Source organism: Oscillatoria salina IIICB1 (assembly GCF_020144665.1).
Lineage (GTDB): Bacteria > Cyanobacteriota > Cyanobacteriia > Cyanobacteriales > SIO1D9 > IIICB1.
This window is the reverse complement of sequence record NZ_JAAHBQ010000036.1, coordinates 1-21614: the sequence shown is the minus strand read 5'-3', so window position 1 is coordinate 21614 and position 21614 is coordinate 1. Positions and strand designations below refer to the sequence as shown.

17 protein-coding genes are annotated in these 21614 nt (G+C 43.0%); 2 read left to right on the top strand and 15 right to left on the bottom strand.

The annotated features are described in order from the left end of the window. Positions 1-97 precede the first annotated feature (97 nt). From G3T18_RS12270 to purE, 15 genes are all read right to left on the bottom strand, one after another. Complete coding sequence (locus G3T18_RS12270) at positions 98-1507, bottom strand: family 2B encapsulin nanocompartment shell protein (RefSeq protein WP_224410846.1); 1410 nt, start codon at positions 1505-1507, stop codon at positions 98-100. A 216-nt stretch (positions 1508-1723) separates the two neighbouring features. Next, entirely contained in the window at positions 1724-3133 is a 1410-nt protein-coding gene (locus G3T18_RS12265) for a family 2B encapsulin nanocompartment shell protein (RefSeq protein ID WP_224410845.1), read from the bottom strand. A gap of 43 nt (positions 3134-3176) precedes the next feature. Further along, positions 3177-5429 (bottom strand): family 2 encapsulin nanocompartment cargo protein terpene cyclase, encoded by a 2253-nt coding sequence (locus G3T18_RS12260; protein WP_224410844.1) that lies wholly within the window; start codon positions 5427-5429, stop codon positions 3177-3179. A 691-nt stretch (positions 5430-6120) separates the two neighbouring features. After that, entirely contained in the window at positions 6121-6294 is a 174-nt protein-coding gene (locus G3T18_RS12255; protein WP_224410843.1) for a DNA cytosine methyltransferase, read from the bottom strand. Between the two features lie 127 nt (positions 6295-6421). Next, complete coding sequence (alaS, locus tag G3T18_RS12250; RefSeq protein ID WP_224410842.1) at positions 6422-9067, bottom strand: alanine--tRNA ligase; 2646 nt, start codon at positions 9065-9067, stop codon at positions 6422-6424. Positions 9068-9387: 320 nt separating this feature from the next. Next, positions 9388-9993, bottom strand: a complete 606-nt coding sequence (locus G3T18_RS12245) for a peptidoglycan-binding protein (RefSeq protein WP_224410841.1) — start codon at positions 9991-9993, stop codon at positions 9388-9390. Between the two features lie 93 nt (positions 9994-10086). Continuing rightward, positions 10087-10572, bottom strand: coding sequence for a peptidoglycan-binding domain-containing protein (locus G3T18_RS12240; RefSeq protein ID WP_224410840.1), 486 nt, complete (start codon positions 10570-10572; stop codon positions 10087-10089). Positions 10573-10670: 98 nt separating this feature from the next. Continuing rightward, a complete protein-coding gene (locus G3T18_RS12235) occupies positions 10671-11645 on the bottom strand; it encodes a peptidoglycan-binding protein (RefSeq protein ID WP_224410839.1) in 975 nt (324 codons plus the stop codon). Between the two features lie 230 nt (positions 11646-11875). Next, entirely contained in the window at positions 11876-12121 is a 246-nt protein-coding gene (locus G3T18_RS12230; protein WP_224410838.1) for a DoxX family protein, read from the bottom strand. Next, entirely contained in the window at positions 12121-12252 is a 132-nt protein-coding gene (locus G3T18_RS25555) for a hypothetical protein (protein WP_263480388.1), read from the bottom strand. The genes G3T18_RS12230 and G3T18_RS25555 overlap by 1 nt, the downstream gene beginning before the upstream one ends. 6 nt (positions 12253-12258) lie before the next feature. After that, positions 12259-13560: an NAD(P)/FAD-dependent oxidoreductase gene (locus tag G3T18_RS12225; protein ID WP_224410837.1), complete on the bottom strand. Its 1302-nt coding sequence runs from the start codon at positions 13558-13560 to the stop codon at positions 12259-12261. Between the two features lie 309 nt (positions 13561-13869). Continuing rightward, positions 13870-15072 carry a 4-hydroxy-3-methylbut-2-enyl diphosphate reductase gene (locus G3T18_RS12220; RefSeq protein WP_224410836.1) on the bottom strand — a complete coding sequence of 401 codons (1203 nt, stop codon included), beginning with the start codon at positions 15070-15072 and terminating at the stop codon, positions 13870-13872. A 207-nt stretch (positions 15073-15279) separates the two neighbouring features. After that, complete coding sequence (locus tag G3T18_RS12215; RefSeq protein WP_224410835.1) at positions 15280-16185, bottom strand: SGNH/GDSL hydrolase family protein; 906 nt, start codon at positions 16183-16185, stop codon at positions 15280-15282. Positions 16186-16321: 136 nt separating this feature from the next. Beyond that, the gene (locus tag G3T18_RS12210; protein WP_224410834.1) at positions 16322-17866 is read right to left on the bottom strand and encodes an ammonium transporter; all 1545 of its coding nucleotides are present in this window, start codon (positions 17864-17866) and stop codon (positions 16322-16324) included. A gap of 642 nt (positions 17867-18508) precedes the next feature. Continuing rightward, positions 18509-19045, bottom strand: a complete 537-nt coding sequence (purE, locus tag G3T18_RS12205; protein ID WP_224410833.1) for a 5-(carboxyamino)imidazole ribonucleotide mutase — start codon at positions 19043-19045, stop codon at positions 18509-18511. Positions 19046-19103: 58 nt separating this feature from the next. Here purE and nagA point away from each other — a divergent pair, with 58 nt between their 5' ends. Together nagA and bchM are read left to right on the top strand one after the other, a co-directional pair. Then, positions 19104-20252 carry an N-acetylglucosamine-6-phosphate deacetylase gene (gene nagA, locus G3T18_RS12200; protein ID WP_224410832.1) on the top strand — a complete coding sequence of 383 codons (1149 nt, stop codon included), beginning with the start codon at positions 19104-19106 and terminating at the stop codon, positions 20250-20252. A gap of 191 nt (positions 20253-20443) precedes the next feature. Beyond that, positions 20444-21130, top strand: coding sequence for a magnesium protoporphyrin IX methyltransferase (bchM, locus tag G3T18_RS12195; protein WP_224410831.1), 687 nt, complete (start codon positions 20444-20446; stop codon positions 21128-21130). Positions 21131-21614: the final 484 nt, after the last annotated feature.

Sequence of the window (21614 nt, the reverse complement as noted above, 5' to 3'; positions counted from 1 at the left end):
CGGAACTTATCTAGCGATCGCCAGAGAACTCAGGGGTAAATATCGACTAATTATTCTAGAGAAGACGGGACTTTAAACCTGCTTATTGGTGGTAAGTTTAAAGACCGATTTCGACATTTTCGAGAACGCCCAATGCGTCGGGGATGAGAACTGCTGTAGAATAGTAGACACTAATGAGGTACGAAATAATAGCTTTTTCGTTAATGCCCATAAACCGGACAGATAAACTAGGTTGATATTCGTCAGGGATGCCAGTTTTGTGTAGCCCAACTACACCTTGATGTTTTTCTCCGACACGAAGCGCGAGGATAGAGCTAGTGCGCTCCTTAGTAATCGGAATTTTGTTGCAGGGAAAGATCGGACAGTGGCGCCAAGCTTGTACTTTCTGTCCATTGACTTCAGTAGCTTGAGGATAGATACCCCGACGGTTGCATTCCCGACCAAAAGCAGCGATCGCGCGAGGGTGGGCTAGGAAGAAATGAGTTTTCCTCCGTCGAGAGAACAGTTCGTCGAGGTCATCTGGAGTCGGCGGACCTGTGCGGGTAAAAAGACGTTGCTTGAGGTCAGCATTATGTAGTAGCCCAAAGTCACGATTGTTAATCATTTCGTATTCTTGCCGTTCCCGCAAAGCCTCAATCGTCAGTCGTAGTTGTTGCTCAGTCTGATTCATGGGTTCGCTGTAGAGGTCAGCAACTCGCACGTTTACTTGCAAAATAGTTTGAGCTACACTCAACTCATACTCGCGCGGTGCGATGTCATAATCAACAAATGTCCTTGGTAGCTCGGTTTCTTCAGTATGACCTGTGGAAATCGCGATCTCCGCTTGATTGTTTTTGTCCTGAGGTTGTCTCAACTTAGCTCTAAAGCGATCTACCTGAGTTTGCAAAGCCTCAGATTGGTTAAGTACCTCTTGAAACGCCTGTTGCGAAAGTACCAACACCGTACAGCGCGTAATTGCTCTGAGAGTAACATCCCAAGTATCTTGGGATTCGGCGATCGCCTGGTCTCCAAAATAGTCTCCGTCAGCTAGTATAGCTCGTAAAGCTTCTTCATCATACTTTCCCGCCTTAATCTTATTGACTTTACCATGAGCAATCAGCAACACGCGATCGACGGGTTGACCCTCCTCGACGATCGCCTCACCAGATGCAAACTCTTGCTGGACAAATCGCTCTGCTAAGGCATTCAACACCTTCCTATCTTCAAATCCTTGCAGCAAGGGCAGTTCGCTAAGTTCTTGGGGAATTACCCGCACTTCAGCCCCAGTATTAATAAAGCTAACTCGTTTATCTTTGAGGGTATAAGTCAAGCGACGGTTAACTTGATAAGTACCGCCAACTACATCTACCCAAGGCAACATCTTTAACAACCACCGCGGAGTAATGTCCTGCATCTGCGGCTGGGTTTTTGTCGTTGTTGCTAAATTACGTGCCACCGCCTTTCCCAAGCTCATTTGCGGTTGCTCGTTCTCAAATTCTAAATTCGATCCTCTCGAAGCATCTGTCATAATCTAACTCTTGTAGTTAATAACTAACTAATTTTGATTGCTTGATTTGATTAAGGTTTTACTCAGCACCCAGTTGGTAACTCTCAGAAAACGCTCAGATATTAGCCAAAAAGCTAGTAAGTCTTGACTGGGAAACGAACCCCCAACTCGAGCTTCAATTTAGTTGGGGTACGTTCAAACCAAGTAACTAGCCAAACAGGTATTTAATCATTCTTCCTAGCGACCAATTTCCACATCTTCAAGGATACCCAGTGCATCAGGGACGAGAACGGCTACTGAATAATAGGCACTAACTAAGTAAGAAATAATCGCTTTCTCGTTAATACCCATGAATCGGACAGACAAACTGGGTTGGTATTCATCAGGAATACCAGTTTTATGTAGCCCAATTACACCCTGGTTAGCTACTCCCGCACGCATTAAGACGATCGAGCTAGTGCGGTTTTTCGTTACGGGAATCTTATTACAGGGGTAGATCGGAATACCGCGCCAAGACGGAATTGCACTGTTACCCATCACAATAGGCTGGGGATAAAGTCCCCGGCGGTTGCACTCCCGACCAAAAGCAGCGATCGCGCGGGGAGGAGCGAGGAAAAAGCTTGGTTCTTTCCAAACAATTGAGATCAGTTCGTCAAGGTCATCGGGAGTCGGCGGACCGGTGCGAGTAAAGATACGTTGTTTGAGGTCGGCGTTGTGCAAAAGCCCGAAATCGCGGTTATTCATCATTTCATGTTCCTGACGTTCGCGCAAGGCTTCGATAGTTAACCGTAATTGCTCCTCAGTTTGATTCATCGGTTCGCTGTACAAGTCAGTGATGCGGGTATTTACTCGCAAAATCGTTTGCGCGACGCTCAACTCATACTCCCGTGGAGCCATTTCATAATCAGCAAAGGTTCCAGGAAGCTCTGTTTCTCCTTCATGTCCGGAAGCTACCTCAATTGAAGCTTCTCCTTCTTCATTTTTAGGTTGATTGACAAGAGTGCGGAAACGATCGACCTGAGTTTGTAAGCTCTCGGATTGGTTCACCAATTCTTCAAAAGCTTGTTGCGGCAGAGACAGCACTATACAACTGGTAATGGCGACTAGGGTAACATCCCAAGTATCTTCGGATAGAGCGATCGCTTGGTCGCCAAAATGATCTCCATCAGCCAGCACGCCCAACACAGTTTGCTCGTCATACTTTCCCGCTCCAATCTGATTGACTTTACCATGAGCAATCAGTAACACGCGATCGGCTGCTTGACCCGCCTGGACAATTACATCACCCGGTGCAAACTCTTGCTGGACAAATCGCTCCGCTAAGGCATTTAACACCTCAACATCGTCAAAACCTCGTAACAAGGGCAGTTCGCCAAGTTCTTGAGGAATTACCCGCACTTCAGCGCCCGTAGTGGTAAAGCTGACTCGTCCATCGCCGACAGTATAAGTCATCCGACGGTTAACTCGATAAGTACCGCCAACCACATCTACCCAAGGCAGCAGCTTTAACAACCACCGCGAGGTAATGCCTTGCATCTGTGGCTGAGTTTTCGTCGTGGTGGCTAAATTACGCGCCCCCTCTTTACTCAGACTCATTTGTTGTTGATTCTCAAGAATTTCCGCAGGGGTATTTGCTGCATCTGTCATAATTAGTCTCCATTGCCTAACTGTTGTCAAAAACTAATTTGAGTTAACCTTTAGCCCCCCACAACGATCCAATCCGGGTTGCAGAAGTCCCCAACCCTGTAGGACCGTGGAGTAAACGCTTAGCTGGCGAACTATTACGCAACTCAAATTCTTTATAGCGGTCTACCTCTAGATGCCACTTGAGTATGCCGCACATCCACTGCTCTAGTTTCTCAACATATCCATACAGTTGCTTGCGGCTACTCTTGTCCAGGTCGAAATCGTCGCACAGCACTGGCAGTTCAGTGGCAACAAGATGTTGAAACTGAAGCATCCGAGAAGTCATCAGGTCGTTGACCACCGCGACGGCTGGGGGTATATCGCAGTCGAGGAAATTCTGAACTACCAGCACGCCGTTATGGAGTTCGCCCTCGAATTCTATTTCTCTTTGATAAGAAACAATATCATTGGTCAAACCGGCAAAGTCGGTGGCTGAATTATTGATTCCCTCCATCGTTCGAGTCTGGAAAATCTCTGGCGGGATCTCCTCACCTTGGGCGAATCGAGACAGACTCATCGTCAGATCCGAACCAAACGTTTTACGCCGCATCTCCACATAGTCAATCGGGTCTGGAATCCGATTTTGGATCTGGTTGGCGAGTTCCCATAACCAGCTTCCTGTCATCTCCTCGATCGCTTGCCGTAAGTTTCGCTGGGCGATCGCTGACATTGAACCTGTTGTGCGCGACCAGAGGTTAGCCAAGCCCCTTTCTACTGGGTTGATTGGTACTGGTGTGGAACTGCCATCGAGAGGCATAAATGCCGAAAGTCGGGCTTGAAAAACTTTTGCACCAACCATGTTACGACTATGACCGTAAAGCGCGGGAAAGAAATCGTCGCTATAGGTTCCCCAGACTAGCCAGCAAGCAGTCAAATTTAATTCCGGACCAGACGCATCAGGATGGATATATGCAGCGCAAAGGGGTACATCGGCAACATCGAATTTGTGGTCGTCCCAGATGAAGATGCCTACACCAGGCAGTACATCTAAGATCCCCATCTGGCGCGCCCATGCTTTGGCATGCCGCCGCGCTGCATCTACATGGGGATTCAATCTGGTGGAGAAGGGCATATAAAACTCTGGCAGTGTCACCGGTCCCACAGGCTGGTAGGGAACGTATGTGAACTTTTTCAACCTTTTCAAACCCAAGCTATTAACTAATGAGCTAAGACGCGCCGCCGATGTGCCTAGTCCTGTGGGTTTGCCGAGAACGAATGTAGGCGATCGAGAATTGTCTGCTCTCTGGTTCATGTAGCGGCTCGATCTCATGTGCCACTCGTGACCCCCTGACTGCCAGTCTTGAAGTCCTTTAGCGTATAACACAACTTTCACACGTTGGTCGGGAGTCAAACCAAATTCCTCGAATAAGGAAGGAAGTTCAGTGATAGCCGTATTCTCGAACTGTTGCATCCGAGAAGTTAGTAATTCGTTGGTGAGGTTGGCTGCTTCCTGGGTATTGACATTCAGGAATCGTTCTAAAACTAAGATGCAGTTAGCATTTTCGCCTTCATCTTCTACTTCTCGTTGGTAGGAGAAGATATCATTGCGTAGATGTACTGAATCGGCAAAGGTGTCTCTAAGGACGCGCATTGGTCGAGTCGGGGCAATTTCTGAAGGAATTTCAGCGCCTACAGCGTGTTCGACTAGGTTCGCTGACCAAGGCGCTCCTCCTACTTTACGACGCATCTCGATGTATTCGATCGGATTGGCTACTCGGTCTTGGCTGATATTCGCAAGTTCCCACAAAGACTCTTCCAGGAGGTTTTTGGTACTCTCGGAAAACCGCATCCGCCAGTCCTCTGAGGCATTAGGTGCTGTGCGTGACCAAAGATTGGCTAAACCACGTTCTACTGGATTAGTTGATTCTGGAGGAGATTCTTGGGGATTTACAGGCATAAACGCCCGTAGTCGGTACAAATACTCCTTGGCACCTGCCATATCTTGGCTGCGTTTGTAAATTTCTAGGAAGTGATCGTCGAAGAAAAATACCCAAACATACCAGTCAGTTACTAGATTGAGCATTGGTTCTGAGGCGTCTGGATGGGTATAAGCACACAGCAAGGCGTAGTCGTGAGAGTCAAACTTGCGTTCATCCCAAATTGGCGACTGTTCGGCTTCCTGTTCCGATCCCAAAATCCCCATCTCGTAAGCCCAAGCTTTGGAATGAACTCTTGCTGCTTCTAAGTTTGGGTTCAGTCGTGCGGGCCAAGGCACATAAAAACTTGGCAACTCAAAAGGTTGCTTACTGGAAGTCATTGTTTATTTCAACCTATCTCTTCAAGTCCATTTTTCCTTCAATTGAATTTAGGACTGATGTAATATTCGCGGTTAATCATTCAAGTAGGTAGGTATAAATAAACGTCAAATAACTTTTTTCGCTCGCCATCAGAGCAATGCTTCCGAGAGATAGAGGTAAACGTTTAATTTCAACTACCTACTTATGGCAATAAAATTTAGTTCAATACGAGCAGGATGTTACTAATATTTAAATTCTCCCCAAATCTACACTTGTTTCGATTCCACAAAAATACTATCAATTCTTCTCTATATTTTGTCAAGGTATTTTAGAATTATTTTAGATTTTCTACCTCGACTATTTTCTTTTGTCTTATACAAATAACTTATATCTGAAATAGGCTAATTTATGTAAAAATTTAAATTAATTAGAGTAATAATACCCATCGAGGTTAAAGGTTTAGCAAAAGCTTAAGCGATTACAAAGTTAAATTAAAGAAAATAAAAAAATCTCAAGTCGATCGAGCATCAAACTAATTTCATTCCAAGTGAAAAATATTTTTTAGTTACACTGAATAAGTTATTAATAACAAGTTACTCGGCAATTAATTAAGCAAATATCTTTATCTATTTTTGTCTTTATTGACAAAATTATTGTTTGGCTGTTTGAGTAATTTTTGAACCGAAATAACCTAGATCCACGGATATTAAATTAAAAGGTATTAACACAATTTTTGTCAATTTTTACAAGTAATTTTGTTTGCCAACCAGCATTTTCTAACCCTAAAGCCATTCCTCCACAACTAGCAAATAATTCAATAACATTGAAGTTAGTTTTGCGTTCATCTTTGAGGATTTTATATTCGCCAGAAAGTTGTTTTTGCAAAGTTTGCAATTCTTCTAAATCAAAAAGCCGTTGCTGATTTTCTCTCGCTTAATTTGTCAGCAATTTTTCTGTTCCTCACTGAGAAAATAATATCAAAAAAGGTGGGTAAATTCCCACCTAAAAAACCTTATTGCAACCCTTCAATTAATTGCTGTTTAGCAGTAGCTAAAGCTTCTTTTAATTTACTGGGATCGCGTCCGCCAGCTTGGGCGAGATTCGGTCGTCCGCCGCCTCCTCCGCCGCAAATTTTGGCAATGCCGCCGATAAATTTTCCAGCCTGAAGTTGCTTTTCTTTGTTGATTTTCGGGCTAAAAGCAGCGACTAAACTAACTTTATCTTCGCTAGGGATTGAACCTAAAATTACGGCGGCTTCGCCTAATTTTTGCTGTAAACGTTCGGCGGCAGTTTTTAAAGCATTGGGTTCGGCGTTTTCCATTTCGGCGACTAAAATTTGGAAGTTGCCGACGGTTTCTGTTTGCGATAATAATTGGTCAGATTTCGCGATCGCCAATTCTTCTTTGACTGCTGCGAGTTGCTTCTGGGTGTCTTTTAACTCGCTTTGGATAGCGTTGACGCGATCGCAAACTTCTTCTGGTTTAACTTTAAATTGTTCGCTGAGGTAGCGGACAACATTTTCCCTTACTTTGAGATAGTCTAACACTGCCGGTCCAGCTACGGCTTCGATGCGACGAACACCGGAAGAAATTCCCGTTTCGGAGATAATCTTAAATACGCCTATTTCGGCTGTATTCTTGACATGAGTACCACCGCAAAGTTCCATCGAAACCCCAGGAAAATCAATCACTCGTACTTCGTCAGCGTATTTTTCCCCAAACATCGCGATCGCGCCCTTGGCTTTTGCTTCTTCTAAGGGCATAATATTCACATCCGCATCGTGGGCTTCTGCAATCCAAGTATTTACTTGTTCTTCGACTTGCTGAACTTCCTCTGGTGTTAAGGCGCGAGGACAGTTAAAATCAAAGCGTAAGCGGTCAAAAGCCACTAAAGAACCAGCTTGAGAAATTCCGGGATCGATAATTAATTTCAGCGCCGCTTGTAGTAAATGAGTTGCGGTATGATTAGCTTGGGCGCGACGACGACAAGCGCGATCGATTTGGGCTGTAACGGGATCGCCTAAATGTATCGTACCCCGTTCGATGTGACCGTGATGAACAAAAATATTAGCTTGTTTTTGGACATCTTCGATCCTAACTAAAATATTCTCACCAGAAAGATAACCGCGATCGCCAATTTGTCCCCCTGATTCTGCATAGAAAGGGGTTTCATCTAAGATTATTTGAACTTCTTCACCAGCCGTCGCCGTTTCTACTTGTTCGCTATTAACTACTAATCCCATAATTTGGGCTTGGGTAGTTAAATCAGTGTAACCTAAAAACGCAGTTGCTTTACTTTCTGCTGCTAATTCCGTCAAAATATCTTGGGCGGTTAAATCAATAGTTTCGCGGTCTTTATTTCCTAAACCTTGATGTTCTTTCATCTTTTGTTCAAAGCCATCAAGGTCAACTTCAAAACCTTGTTCGGCAGCGATTTCTTCGGTTAATTCCAGAGGAAAACCATAGGTAGCATATAAATCAAAAGCATCTTCTCCCGGAATTATTTTTTCCGATTGATTGGCAGTTTTCGCGATTACCTCTGCAAGTAACTTTTCACCGCGTTCCAGAGTTTTCAAGAAAGCTGTTTCCTCGCGTTTTAGTTCCGTTTGGATATAAGCTTCTCGTTCGCGAACATTCGGATAAGCTGTTTCTGAAAGCACGATCGCAACTTCTGCTAATTTAGTGGTAAACTTTCCTTCAATCCCAATTAAGCGCCCGTGACGAACTACGCGACGAATTAAACGCCGCAAAATGTAGCCACGACCAGTATTTGAGGCGCTAATTCCGTCGGCAATCATGTGGACTACCGCCCGAATATGATCCCCAATTACTTTTAAGGATACTTTGGTTTTCTCGTCCGCTTTTTGGTAGTTAATTTCAGCAAGTTCGGCTGCGGATTTGAGTAGAGGGAAAATTAAATCTGTTTCATAATTATTGGGGACGGCTTGCAAAATTTGCGCCATCCTTTCTAAACCCATTCCGGTGTCAATATTCTTATTTTTTAGCGGAGTTAAATTACCTTCGGCATCGCGATTATATTGCATGAACACCAGGTTATAAAATTCGATAAATCTGGTGTCATCTTCGAGATCGATGTTTTTGTCTCCTTTTTCGGGATGAAAATCATAATAAATTTCCGAACAAGGACCGCAAGGACCTGTAGAACCTGCATTCCAAAAGTTATCTTCTTCTCCCATGCGTTGAATGCGATGTTCGGGAATGCCGATTTGATCTCGCCAAATTGCAAATGCTTCGTCATCTTCTTCATAGACACTGGGAATTAAACGTTCCGGGGGTAGCCCAAAAACTTTAGTTGAGAGTTCCCAAGCCCAAGCGATCGCCTGTTCTTTAAAATAATCTCCAAAGCTAAAATTACCCAACATCTCGAAAAATGTATGATGTCGCGCTGTCCGTCCCACATTTTCGATATCATTAGTGCGGATACACTTTTGGGAAGTTGTCGCGCGATCGCATTCTGCTTTTTTTTGTCCGAGGAAAATGGGCTTAAATGGTAACATTCCGGCGATCGTTAATAGGACTGTGGGATCGTCAGGTACTAACGAAGCGCTAGGTAAGATTTTATGCTGTCGTTCTGAGTAAAATTCGAGAAATTTTTGCCGAATTTCACTACCGCTAAGATATTGGGGAGAGTAACTCATAATTTTCTAATCTAAAAAATCTAGTTCTACTATTTAGTATTGTTACATTTTGTTTTGTCTGACAGCTAGTTTCAAGAGTAGGAACCACAGATAAACACGGATAAACGCAGATGTTTTACTTTTTCATCTGCGTTGAAAGAATTTTCGTTCTGATTTGCTACTCGGTTCTCTTTCGCTGTAAACTTTTTCTTAGCACATAAATATAAATTTGTCAAGAGATTTATTTTTGGGGAAGAGGAGAATCAGTGACCAGTTAACAGTTGATAGTTTAATTCCTCCTTGTCTTCCCCCTCTTCCCAATCACCAATCCCCAATCCCCATTACTCCAGGCAATAGCCGAGATATGCTGAAGAGACATAACCACCATTAGAAAGAGGAACCCAACCATAACTACCCCGATTTTCAATTACAATCTGAGTTCCTTGAGGTAGTTTACCAATAATCCTGGAATTTGTAGTCGGTTGCGAGCGAATATTCAGCCTCGCACCTTTAGTAGCTACGCGACGGCAGTAGTTTTCTTCTGGTTCAATAATCGGATCTGGTCGTCTGTAACCATAGAGAGTTTCCAGAGTTAGCAAACCAGCAACGCCATCTGCGGGGATACTATTGAGGCGTTGATAAGTGGCTACTGCATCTTCGGTTGTTGGACCATAGTAACCTGTAGACTCTAAATCTGGAGGAAAGACACCTTGGAGTTTAAGGCTATTTTGCAATTCAACTACCGAAGGTCCGCGATCGCCTCTTTGCAGTGCCATTGCACTTTTAGCAATGCTAAGAGTAGAGAGAGCTAGGAAAACCGAAATTGTCAGATACCAACCAGAACGAATAGTGCGCCAGTCAAGTCCATCAAGTAAGGTCAGTTCGCGATCGTGATAGATTTTGCTTTCATAAGCTTGTGCAATTTGAAGATAGGCAAATGCTTCCACTGTTAGCTCCTAAATATATTGTTTCCAATTTATATTGATTATCTTGAGTTATATTTATTTAACCTCAATTTTTATGATTATTTGCAACTAATTTCAGTACCATTGGCTGAGATGCCATTTTTCGGGTGTTTTGAAGTTAAGTTGAGGGCGATCGCGGCTTCGATCGCTTTTATAACCTCGGAGGCGACAGTTGCTTGTTTGGACTGGGGCGGTTGTTCTACCGTAGAGTTTTTCGAGAGTTCTCGCCCCAGCAATGCCGTCTACAGCAAGCCCGGCGGCTTGTTGATAGTTTCTGACTGCGGTTTCGGTTGTCGCACCGTAGTAGCCTGTAGAAGGGACATTAGCGGGAAAAAAGCCTTGTACTTTGAGAGTATTTTGCAGTTGCACCACCGAAACTGACTGAGATCCTCTTTGCAAAGCCATTACCTTACTAGTCACACTCAAAATTGAGACAGCTAGAATTGCCGCTAACAATTTAATCCAACCAGAACCAATTTTCTGCCAGTTCAGCCCGGTCAACCAAGTTTTGGCAGAATCTTCGTAAGCTTCAGCCAGATGTAGATAAGCTAGTGTTTCCATAAGTTTGCTCTCCCGCGATCGCTACAACTATTTAAGCGTAATTTCACTTAGCGATCGCGACTAATTTTTAACTCAGTTTCGGCTGTGTTCGACCGCTTCTACAAACATTGTTTCAGATAATCTGCGGAAACATAACCACCATCTCGCAGAGGAACCCAGCCATTGCTACCAAGGTTAGCAATTTCGACGATAGAACCATTAGGTATTTTGCCAATTATCGCACTAGCAGTTGTAGGTTGCGATCGCCGATTTAACCTACGTCCGCTAATCGTTTCTACACGACGACAGTAGGGTGATGATGTAATTAGACTAGAGTCATTAGGTAAAGATGAGAAAACAGGCGGTTGTTCGATAGAAGCAACCGGGTAAGGAAATCTTGGTACTGTGGAAACATCGGAATTAACTACAACTTCTCGAATCGGTGCTGACGCAGACTCACTCTCATTACCGTAGAGTAAAGCTAAAGTATAGCGATCGGCGATCCCCGTAGGAGTTAAATTAATACCACTTTGATAGTTTCTTACAGCCTCCTCCGTGAGATAGTCATAACTACCATTCGGAAAGCGAGGATAATAACCTTGCTCTCGCAAAGCTTCTTGCAACTTAATCACTTCCGAACCCTGACTGCCCGGTCTTAATTCTATATATTGAGGAGTAGTTGGAAGCGAAGGCTGTGTCGGAAAGCCATAACCATAATCATAAAGTGCGCTTAAGGTTTGCGGTCCAGCGATTCCATCTACTGGGATAAGTCCAATAGCTTGTTGAAAATCTCTAACTGCCTTTTCCGTAATCTCTCCGTAGTATCCGGTAGATCTAACACTGGTCGGGAATAAACCGATTTGTTTGAGAGCATTTTGCAGTCTAGTAACCTCTGAACCGCGATCGCCTCTTTGTAACGCTGAAGCAGCGTTAGTAAGACTGATTAAAGAAATAGCTAGCAATAACGAGACAATCTGAATCGACCGAGAGTTAATTTTCTGCCAATCCCAACCTTTAAACAAGACAATTTCGAGAGTTTCCAGGTTTGGGTCTTCGTAGGCTTCAGCTAAATGTAAGTAGGCGAGTGATTCCATAATTTTACTTTTAATTTTTCCGAAATTCTACAGTTGTATAAATTAACAAGGTCAACTACAATATAGCCTCAATTTTCGGAAATGGGGATTGGCGACTTGGTTCTGTTATCAGTGACCAGTTATCAGTACCAGTTCAATTAGCTAGCAGTTTATCCCCCTTGTCTTTCAATTCCCCCAATTCCCAGTCACCAATCTCCTGTTTACTAAAGACCGTAAACTTCTCTACATACCTACAAACTTTTTCGCTCTAAACTTACAGGTCCCGCACCATAATAATAAACTTGTAATAAGGCTCCAATTAAAGCTAAATTCTTGAAAAAAGCAATTGTCTCTTCTGGATTAACCCAAAAGTTATGAAAAATCAAGGTAGTAGGAATCAAAAACACAATTAATAAAATTCCTCCCCAACGAGCTTTATAACCCACGACTAACAAAACAGCACCAAGAACTTGGAAAACTATACTAGCGAATAACATTAATTCCGGTAAAAAATACCTTTTTCAGATAAAACTCCAACCATACTTGCAAAGCCAAGTAAATTTTTTATTCCAGCGTAAAAGAAAATCAAAGCAATAAAAACTCGTGCAATTAAAGGAAGATATTTCATCTTAAATTACCATTTTTTTGTTTCAGCATCAAATTCCGAATCTAAAGATATTTCCTCATTTTCTAAAGGCAAAATTTGACAATAGCGGCGAGGAAGACGAAAATAATCAAAAATCCAATTCAAGAGAACTTCTATTTTATTCCGCTTACCAGGAAGATAATATAAGTGTACGAGCGACCACAATAACCAACCCCAAAGACCAGTTAGGTTGCATTTATTCGTTTTAGCAACTCCAGCATTACGAGCAATAATTGCTGCTCTACCTTTATGATTGTAAATAAAAGGTTTAGCTGGCATTTCTTGTAATTGTAACTGAATATTTTCGGCGGCGGCTGTTCCTTGTTGGAGTGCAACTTGGGCTACACCGATAAGCGGTCGATCGTTTTGCTCGAAATAAGCCACATCACCCACAGCATAAACTTCTGGATATTCTGGTAATTGGAGAGTAGAAAGAACAACAATTTTCTCTTTTGCGGCTATTTTGAGATCGGCGCTAGTTTTAGGTTTAGCTGCTTCTATTCCTGCTGTCCAAATTATCGTTCCTGCTTCAATTTCTGTGTCGTCTTCTAAATGAACTATGTTAGGTCTAACTGCGCTAACTTTGGTATTTAAATGTACTTTAACGCCAATTTTGCGTAAATAAATTTCGGCGCGTTTAGCAAGTCGTTTAGGAAATTTTGGAAGCAGACAATTTCCAGACTGAATTAAGATTATCCGCACTTGTTCTGGATTGATTTGGGGATAAGAAAAAACCAGCGTATCGCGAATTAGTTCGCTTATTCCTCCGGCTAATTCTACGCCCGTAGTTCCGCCACCGACGATAATAAAAGTAAGTAAATGTTGTTTTGTCGTCGGATCTTGCTCTTGCTGTGCTTGTTCAAAACAGGTAATAATACGAGTTCGTAACTGAATAGCTTGTGGTAAGGTTCTAATTCCGAAAGTGTAATCGGCTGCACCTGGTACCCCTAAATATTTTGCTTGACTTCCGGTGGCAATAATTAGATAATCGTAGGCGATCGCGCTATCTTCAGTTTGCACGACTCGCTCGGTGAAATCAATTCGCTTGACTTCGGCAACTATGAAACGTACGTTTGTAAGTTTTCGCAAAGCTTGACGAATTGGATATGCTATTTGCTCTGGTGATAGTTGTGCTGTTGCTACCTGATATAGTAAAGGAATGAAGCTATGGTAGTTGTGGCGATCGATTAAGGAGATCTCTAATGCCGAATTTCCGAGCAATTGAGTTGCTTTTAAACCCGCAAAACCAGCCCCAATAATTACTACTCTAGGAGTTCGAGATCCCTTCATTGCTCTGTAATAAATCTTTCTGCATACAGCTTTACAAGTCTCAATTTTCTTTACGTCTACCCCAAGGAAGACTTGGGAGATGGATGGGGAGGAGGGGGTTATCAGTTATCACGTAGCCGCATTTATCACGTAGCCGCATTTATAAGTTATCAGTAGAGATTGGAGACAAGGAAGAGGGGGGAGACAAGGGAGGACAAGGAGGACAAGCAAGATAAACTGATAACTGGTAACTGTTCACTGGTAACTGATAACTGGTAACTGTTCACTGATAACTGAACCCAGTCCCCAGTCCCCAATCCCCGATCGCCATTAAACCAGAGCCATTTTTAATGCTAGAATTTTAGCGATCGCCTCCTCGACAATCCGATCTGGAGTTGATGCACCGGATGTGACACCGATCGTAATTTCACCGTCGGGTAGCCAATTTTCTTGCACTTCAATGTCTTTACCTAAAGGTTTGTGTTCGATTTTGTTTCCCGGACCGATGCGATCGCCGCTATCAATATGATACGAAGGAATACCTCTTTCAATCGCAATTTCTTGTAAATGAGTTGTATTGGAAGAATTGAAACCACCAATTACTACCATCAAATCAAGGTCTTCTTCAACTAAATTTAACATCGCATCTTGACGTTCTTGGGTAGCGTCACAAATGGTATTAAAGCTTAAATAATGTTCGTTGAGTGCTGTGGGACCATACTTTTTCAGCATGGTACGTTCAAATAACTTACCAATCTGTTCTGTTTCGCTCTTGAGCATGGTTGTTTGGTTAGCAATGCCAATTCGCTCCAAATCCTTATCTGGGTCGAATCCGGGCGAATAAGCTTGAGCAAATTTTGCTAGAAATTCTTCGCGAGATCCGCCGTTAAGAATGTAATTAGCAACATAATTTCCTTGTTCTAAATTCAGTACCACCAGGTATTTATCAGCAAATGAACTCGTAGCGACTGTTTCTTCATGTTTGTATTTGCCGTGAATAATTGAAGTGTAATTGCGTTTTTTATGCTTTTCTACAGAATTCCAAACTTTAGAAACCCAAGGACAAGTTGTATCAACAATTGTACAGCCTTTATCGTTCAGCAGTTGCATTTCGCTGACGCTAGCACCAAAGGCAGGTAAAATTACTACATCAGCCGAATCTACTACAGAAAAGTTTTTTTCGCCGTTTTCTACAGGTATAAACTGAACGTTCATGTCCCGCAAACGTTGATTTACCGAAGGATTATGAATCACTTCGTTAGTAATCCAAATTCGTTCGTTAGGGAAATGCTTGCGAGTTTCGTAAGCCATTGCGACTGCACGCTCTACACCCCAACAAAAGCCAAAGGCTTCTGCTAGACGAATGGTGACATTTCCTTTTTGCAGTCGGTAGTTATTATTGCGAATTTCTTGAATAAGATTACTTTGATATTCTGTATTTAAAAGGTTAGTGATTTCGGCTTGATGACCGAATCCTCGGCGATGATAATTTTTAGATTCGTGTAAGGAACGTTTGAAAGCTTTTGTATCCATGTTTTTTGTTAGTTACTATTTGCTATTTGATAGTTGGTGATTGGTGATTGGGTTCAGTTATCAGTTACCAGTTATCAGTTACCAGTTATCAGTTACCAGTTATCAGTTACCAGTTACCAGTTATCAGTTATCAGTTACCAGTTATCAGTGAACAGTTACCAGTTATCGGTTACCAGTTATCGGTTACCAGTTATCAGTTACCAGTTATCAGTTTATCTTGCTTGTCCTCCTTGTCCTCCTTGTCTCCCCCTCTTCCTTGTCTCCAATCTCTACTGATAACTGGTAAATGCGGCTACGTGATAACTGAGTTGTTACTAAAAGAGCAGTACGCCAGAGTTTGTAACCTTCGTGGTTGAGATGTAAACCATCGGTACTCAACTCTGTTCTTAGATTACCTTGAGTGTCGGCAAAGAGCGAGTAGAGGTCAAGATAAATAATATTTTGCTCTCGTGCGATCGCTTCGAGACGGTGGTTGATTTTTTGGATGCGATCGTTGGGAATCTCTAACAGACGATCTTTTCCTTCCCAGGTGGCTTTTTCGGCACTGTGAGGTAAAACTGACTGGATAATTATTTTGGCTTCGGGATGGACGCGCTGCAAATAACGCACGATTAGGCGCTGATTGGCGACGACTGTATGATCTGGTATTCCCTTGAGTAAGTCGTTGATCCCAATCATCACAAAAATGAATTCTGGTTCAGTTTTGTCGATTAATTCCAAGCGTCTGAGCAATCCTAGAGAGGTTTCCCCCGAAATTCCTTGATTGAGCCAAGTTTTGTTTTCGGGTAACAATTCTGGCGGAAACCACAAACTAATTGAGTCACCGAGAAGAATATGGAGATTTTCCGGTTGATTTTTGGCTGCTACTTCGGCTTCGGTTGCCAAGAGTGCTACCCATTGCTGATAATTAAGTTGGTGTCGCTCGCCTAATTCGGGGCTGGGAATCGCAGTCGGCATTTCTAATTTAACCGAGGGAAGCGAGGAACTTGCCCAAGATCGCTTTGACCAAATTTGCTGACGCACTACGACAAACGCGATCGCCAGGATTAACAATCCGTTAGTAGCTAAAGACCAAACTGCCCAACGAGGATAACGTTTCAAGGTAATACGCACAAAGCAAGCTCCAACACCTTTTTAACAAAAAATACCCGCCTTCAACTCAGGATGCAAGCATTCTTTGTTACTAAGCGGGTTGATTTTCCGGCAAATTTTGCCAGTTATTTGTTGTTTGAGGGCGATCGCAATTCAACTATGAGACTTCTGAACTATGAGGCATTTCACTAACGCCACTAATGCCAGCACCCATACCACCAGTCAAAACGTCAGATTCTTTGACAAAGCCAGCGTAGGCTTCCATTCCGTGTTCGCCGATATCTAAGCCGTGAATTTCTTCTTCGGCACTAACACGAATACCCAGAGTTGCTTTTAAAGCTAACCAGACGATGGTGCTAAATAAGACAGTGAACCCACCAATGACGAGAATACCAATGATTTGGGCTAATAACTGAGTAATACCGCCGCCAAATAAAAGACCGCCTTCGGTGGCAAATAAACCAACAGCCAAGGTTCCCCAAACGCCGTTAACTAAGTGAACTGAGGTTGCACCGACGGGATCGTCAATGTGGATGCTGTCAAAGAAGGAGACAGAGAAAACTACGAGTACCCCACCAATCCCACCAATGATAATTGCTGAGAAGTAGCCGACGGAAGCACATCCGGCGGTAATGGCGACTAATCCTGCCAAAATACCGTTGATAATCATCGATAAGTCTGGCTTGCCGTCTTTTACCCAAGAAGTAATGGTTGAGGTTACGCCACCTGCTGCGGCTGCTAAGTTTGTGGTTAAGGCAATATAAGGTACGTTCGCGGTTGCAGCTAATTCGGAACCTGGGTTGAAGCCAAACCAGCCAATCCAGAGGATGAGACAGCCTAGGGTGGCAATACTCATGTTATGACCGGGAATGGCGTTGATTCTACCGTCGCTATATTTGCCGAGACGGGGTCCGAGAAAAGCTGCTCCCATTAAGGCTGCCCAACCACCTACTGAGTGAACGATTGTCGATCCGGCAAAGTCAATAAAACCAACTCCAAAGATTCCTGAAAGCCATTCTCCGTCCCACAGCCAACGTCCGGTAATGGGGTAGGAAATGGCAACTAACAAAAAGCTGAAGATTAAAAAGGCATCGAATTTGATTCTTTCGGCGACTGCACCGGAGACAATGGTTGCTGCGGTGGCGGCGAAAGCGACTTGGAAGAGGAAGGAAATCGCGATCGGTACTGCTTCGGGATATTCTGCGTCTCCGTAAGCGGCAGCATCGCCGCTAAAGAAGAAGCCATTTAAACCCATAAAGGTGTTTCCTTCGCCGTACATTAAGGCAAAACCGATCGCCCAGTACGCGATTGTGGCGATCGCAAACACAATTAGGTTTTTTGCCAAAATGTTCACGGCGTTTTTCTGCCGACAAAATCCTGTTTCCAGCATTCCGAATCCGGCATTCATGAAGATTACCAGTACCGATGCTACTAACAGAAAGATTGAGTCGAGAACTACTTTGAGTTCTGCTACATCTTCTGGTGGATCGAAGCCTTGGGCTACTGCTGCTGCATTCCAAATCACGACAATCAATGCTGTGAGGGGAATACAAGCTAGCCAGTAAAAAGAAAATCTCCCGGCGATCGCTCTTATTGGCTCGAAGATCGGCGCATCCCACAAATAACGGGTTTTTGTCTGAGACTCTACTCGTCTATTTGGGAAGTGCGACTTTTCTTGTTTGAGTTTTGTTTTAGACATCATCACTTAACTTTACAGAAAAATCGAAAATTACAGCACGGTTTTCGTTAATAACCTTTTACTTAGCTCTTCGCTAACTAGGAGCAATTATGACAGTCTTTGGTTGATTTTCGCTCAACTCAATTTTGTTTCGGTAATTTGGTTTCTTTACTCGCTCCCAAATCAATTGCCGAGTTTTATCTGCCATCTTACACTCTTGTGTATAAAAAAATTACAGATAACTGGCAAAACCGTCAAGGGACTGTCTTTTTTTTGCCATAGTTACTGTCGTGTAATTGAAATCTTCAAATTCTGTATTTTCTTGGTGAATTTTTCTGTATCAAACAATACATTTTTTCGATGATTGCAAAATTTAAATTACGCCTACTAAGCTAAGTTTGCCTGTCTTACAACCGTTATCGAGTTATGTCGAGCGACGTTTATCGTTAGTTTTCCGCCAAGTTAATCAACTAGATAACTGATTGCAAACAGGTATTAATTTAATTCTGGCTAATTTGTGAATTTTTATTAATTTTTCTTGCCAAGATCGGTAAGTTAAATTTATCCTTTCAGAATAAAAATCTCGCCATCGTTCTGAAGAAAAAAATAGCTGTATCTCAGTCAAAACAACAAGCATAAAAGTTCTTTGTCGCTCTAATTTTGTTCCTATTTTGATGAGGACATTTGGCTGAGGTATTTTTGATAGCCAAGCTCTTCGAGTTTAGTTTGTTTATCCAACACAGATTGAGATAAACTTTGACGATATTGCTGAACTTTTTCCAGTAATTCTGGATTACTAGAAGCGAGAATTTGCACGGCAAGCAAACCAGCATTTTGAGCATTACCGATCGCTACGGTAGCGACGGGTATTCCTCTCGGCATTTGGACGATCGAATAAAGGGAGTCAATACCTTGAAGGTGACGAGTAGCCACAGGTACGCCAATTACGGGTAATGGTGTTAAAGATGCTACCATGCCGGGAAGGTGTGCCGCGCCACCAGCACCAGCGATAATTACTCTAAGCCCTCGTGTGTGGGCAGTTTGGGCGTATTCTACCATACGTTCGGGAGTACGGTGCGCGGACACAATGGCTACTTCGCATTCCACAGCAAAATCTTCGCAGACAGCGATCGCCGCTTGCATAGTGGGCAAATCTGAGTCGCTGCCCATGATAATACCAATTAAAGGTTGTTTGTCGCTCATAAGATTTGCGATCGGATAAAGAATAATTTAGCTGTAGAATAGAGGTTTTTGTCGCCAAATGAAAGATAATATCGAGATTATCAACGCTAAGCTGCCCATTTCGCCAGACTTACAATTAATTTCGCTGCGGGATGGTAAAATTGCCTCGATCGCGCCAATGTCAGATTCTCCCCCAATTAACAGATCTCGCCCAATTTTAGACGTTGCTGGTGACTGGATTTCCCTTGGTGGTGTAGATTTACAGATTAACGGCGGTTTAGGATTAGCCTTTCCTGAGTTAGAAAAGCAGCATTTACCCTTACTAGACAAAATTTGCCAATTTTTATGGCAACAAGGAGTAGACGCTTTCTTACCCACCATAGTTACCACATCTGTCGCCAAGATCCAGCGATCGCTCTCCATCATTAGCGAGTTTACCAGCAAGACATCCCCAGAATACGCCCAAATCCTCGGAGTACACCTCGAAGGACCTTTTCTCAACTCAGAAAAACGCGGCGCACATCCAGCCGAGTATTTATTACCATTAAATCAAGAAAATGTCAAGCGAATTCTCGGAGATTACGCTGAAATTGTCAAAGTAATCACCCTCGCGCCAGAATTAGAACCCACAGGAAAAGTAATTTCCTACTTAAAATCTTTAGGGATTACCGTAAGTTTAGGTCATTCTCTCGCCAGCGAAACTCAAGCCCAGCAAGCCTTTCAGCAAGGCGCAACGATGGTAACTCACGCCTTCAACGCCATGCCCAGTTTACACCATCGCCAACCAGGATTGCTCGGTGCGGCTTTAGTAAATCCCCAAGTTAAATGTGGTTTCATCGCCGACGGACAGCACATTTGCCCCACCATGCTGCAAATTTTACTACAAGCAGCAAACTACGAACAAAGGCTTTTTCTAGTCAGCGATGCCCTCGCACCGATAGGATTACCAGAGGGAGTGTATCCGTGGGATAACCGCGAAATCACAGTCAAAAACGGCACAGCGAGACTAGAAGATGGTACCTTAGCAGGAACAACCTTACCCTTGTTAGTCGGAGTAACCAACTTAGTCGAGTGGGGAATTTGTGGAATCAGAGAAGCGATCGCGATCGCAACCGAATCACCTCGAAACGCGATCGGTTTAACCGGAATCAGCCCCCGAAAACCAGCCACACTGCTACGCTGGCATTTTAACCAAACAAGCTCCAAACTAACTTGGGAACGTTTGTAGGGATTAGTGACTGGGGATTGGGGACTGGGGATTGGGGACTGGGAAACAAGGACGATAAACTGTTAACTGGTCACTGATAACTGTTCACTGATAACTGGTAACTGATCTAAATGCGAGACAATCAACAAAACAAGCGATAATAAGCAATCGAGTTACTAATAAGCCAAATTAGAAATTACAGATCGAAATTTATGAACGCAACCGACGATAAAACCTTAGTTAAAGAATACTTCAACGCCACCGGATTCGATCGCTGGCGTAGAATCTATGGTAACGGCGAAGTTAACAAAGTTCAACAAGACATTCGCATCGGACACCAACAAACTATTGACACTGTGGTAATCTGGCTCAAAGAAGACGAAAACCTAGCGGAAATTTCCATCTGTGACGCAGGTTGTGGTGTAGGTAGTCTCAGCATTCCCCTCGCTGAAGCTGGTGCAAAAGTTTTCGCTAGCGACATTTCCGAGAAAATGGTTGGTGAAGCCAAAGAAAAAGCCGCCGAAAAGTTAGAAAATACCAGTAATCTTACCTTTGCAGTACAAGATTTAGAATCTCTTAGCGGTAACTACCATACAGTTATTTGTTTGGATGTTTTAATTCACTATCCCGAAGACAAAGCCGCCGAAATGATTTCTCATTTAGCAAGTATGGCAGAATCTCGTTTAATACTTAGTTTCGCACCGAAAACTTTTGCTTTAACTATACTCAAAAAAATCGGCGAATTTTTTCCCGGACCTTCTAAAACGACTCGCGCTTATCAACATCGTGAAGCAAATATTCTCAAAATTCTGCAAGATAACGGCTTTTCTATTCAACGTCAAGGAATGACTAGCACTCGCTTTTACTTCTCGCGTATTTTAGAAGCAACTCGTAGTTAAAATCAAATTCGTAGTGAGGACTTTAGTGCTCAACAAACTAGCGAGTTCGTAGTGAGGACTTTAGTGCTCAACAAACTAGCAAATTCGTAGTGAGGACTTTAGTGCTCAACAAACTNTAGAAAGTTCGTAGTGAGGACTTTAGTGCTCAACAAACTAGAAAGTTCGTAGTGAGGACTTTAGTCATCAACAAACTAGCAAATTCGTAGTGAGGACTTTAGTCATCAACAAACTAGAAAGTTCGTAGTGAGGACTTTAGTCATCAACAAACTAGCAAATTCGTAGTGAGGACTTTAGTGCTCAACAAACTAGAAAGTTCGTAGTGAGGACTTTAGTGCTCAACAAACTAGAAAGTTCGTAGTGAGGACTTTAGTCATCAACAAACTAGCGAGGAATGAGGAATAAAGACTAAAACCAGCTTATCAATTCTCACAGATTTTTCAACCCACATTCTGCACAACAAAATGTAGTACATTGTGTCTCGAGC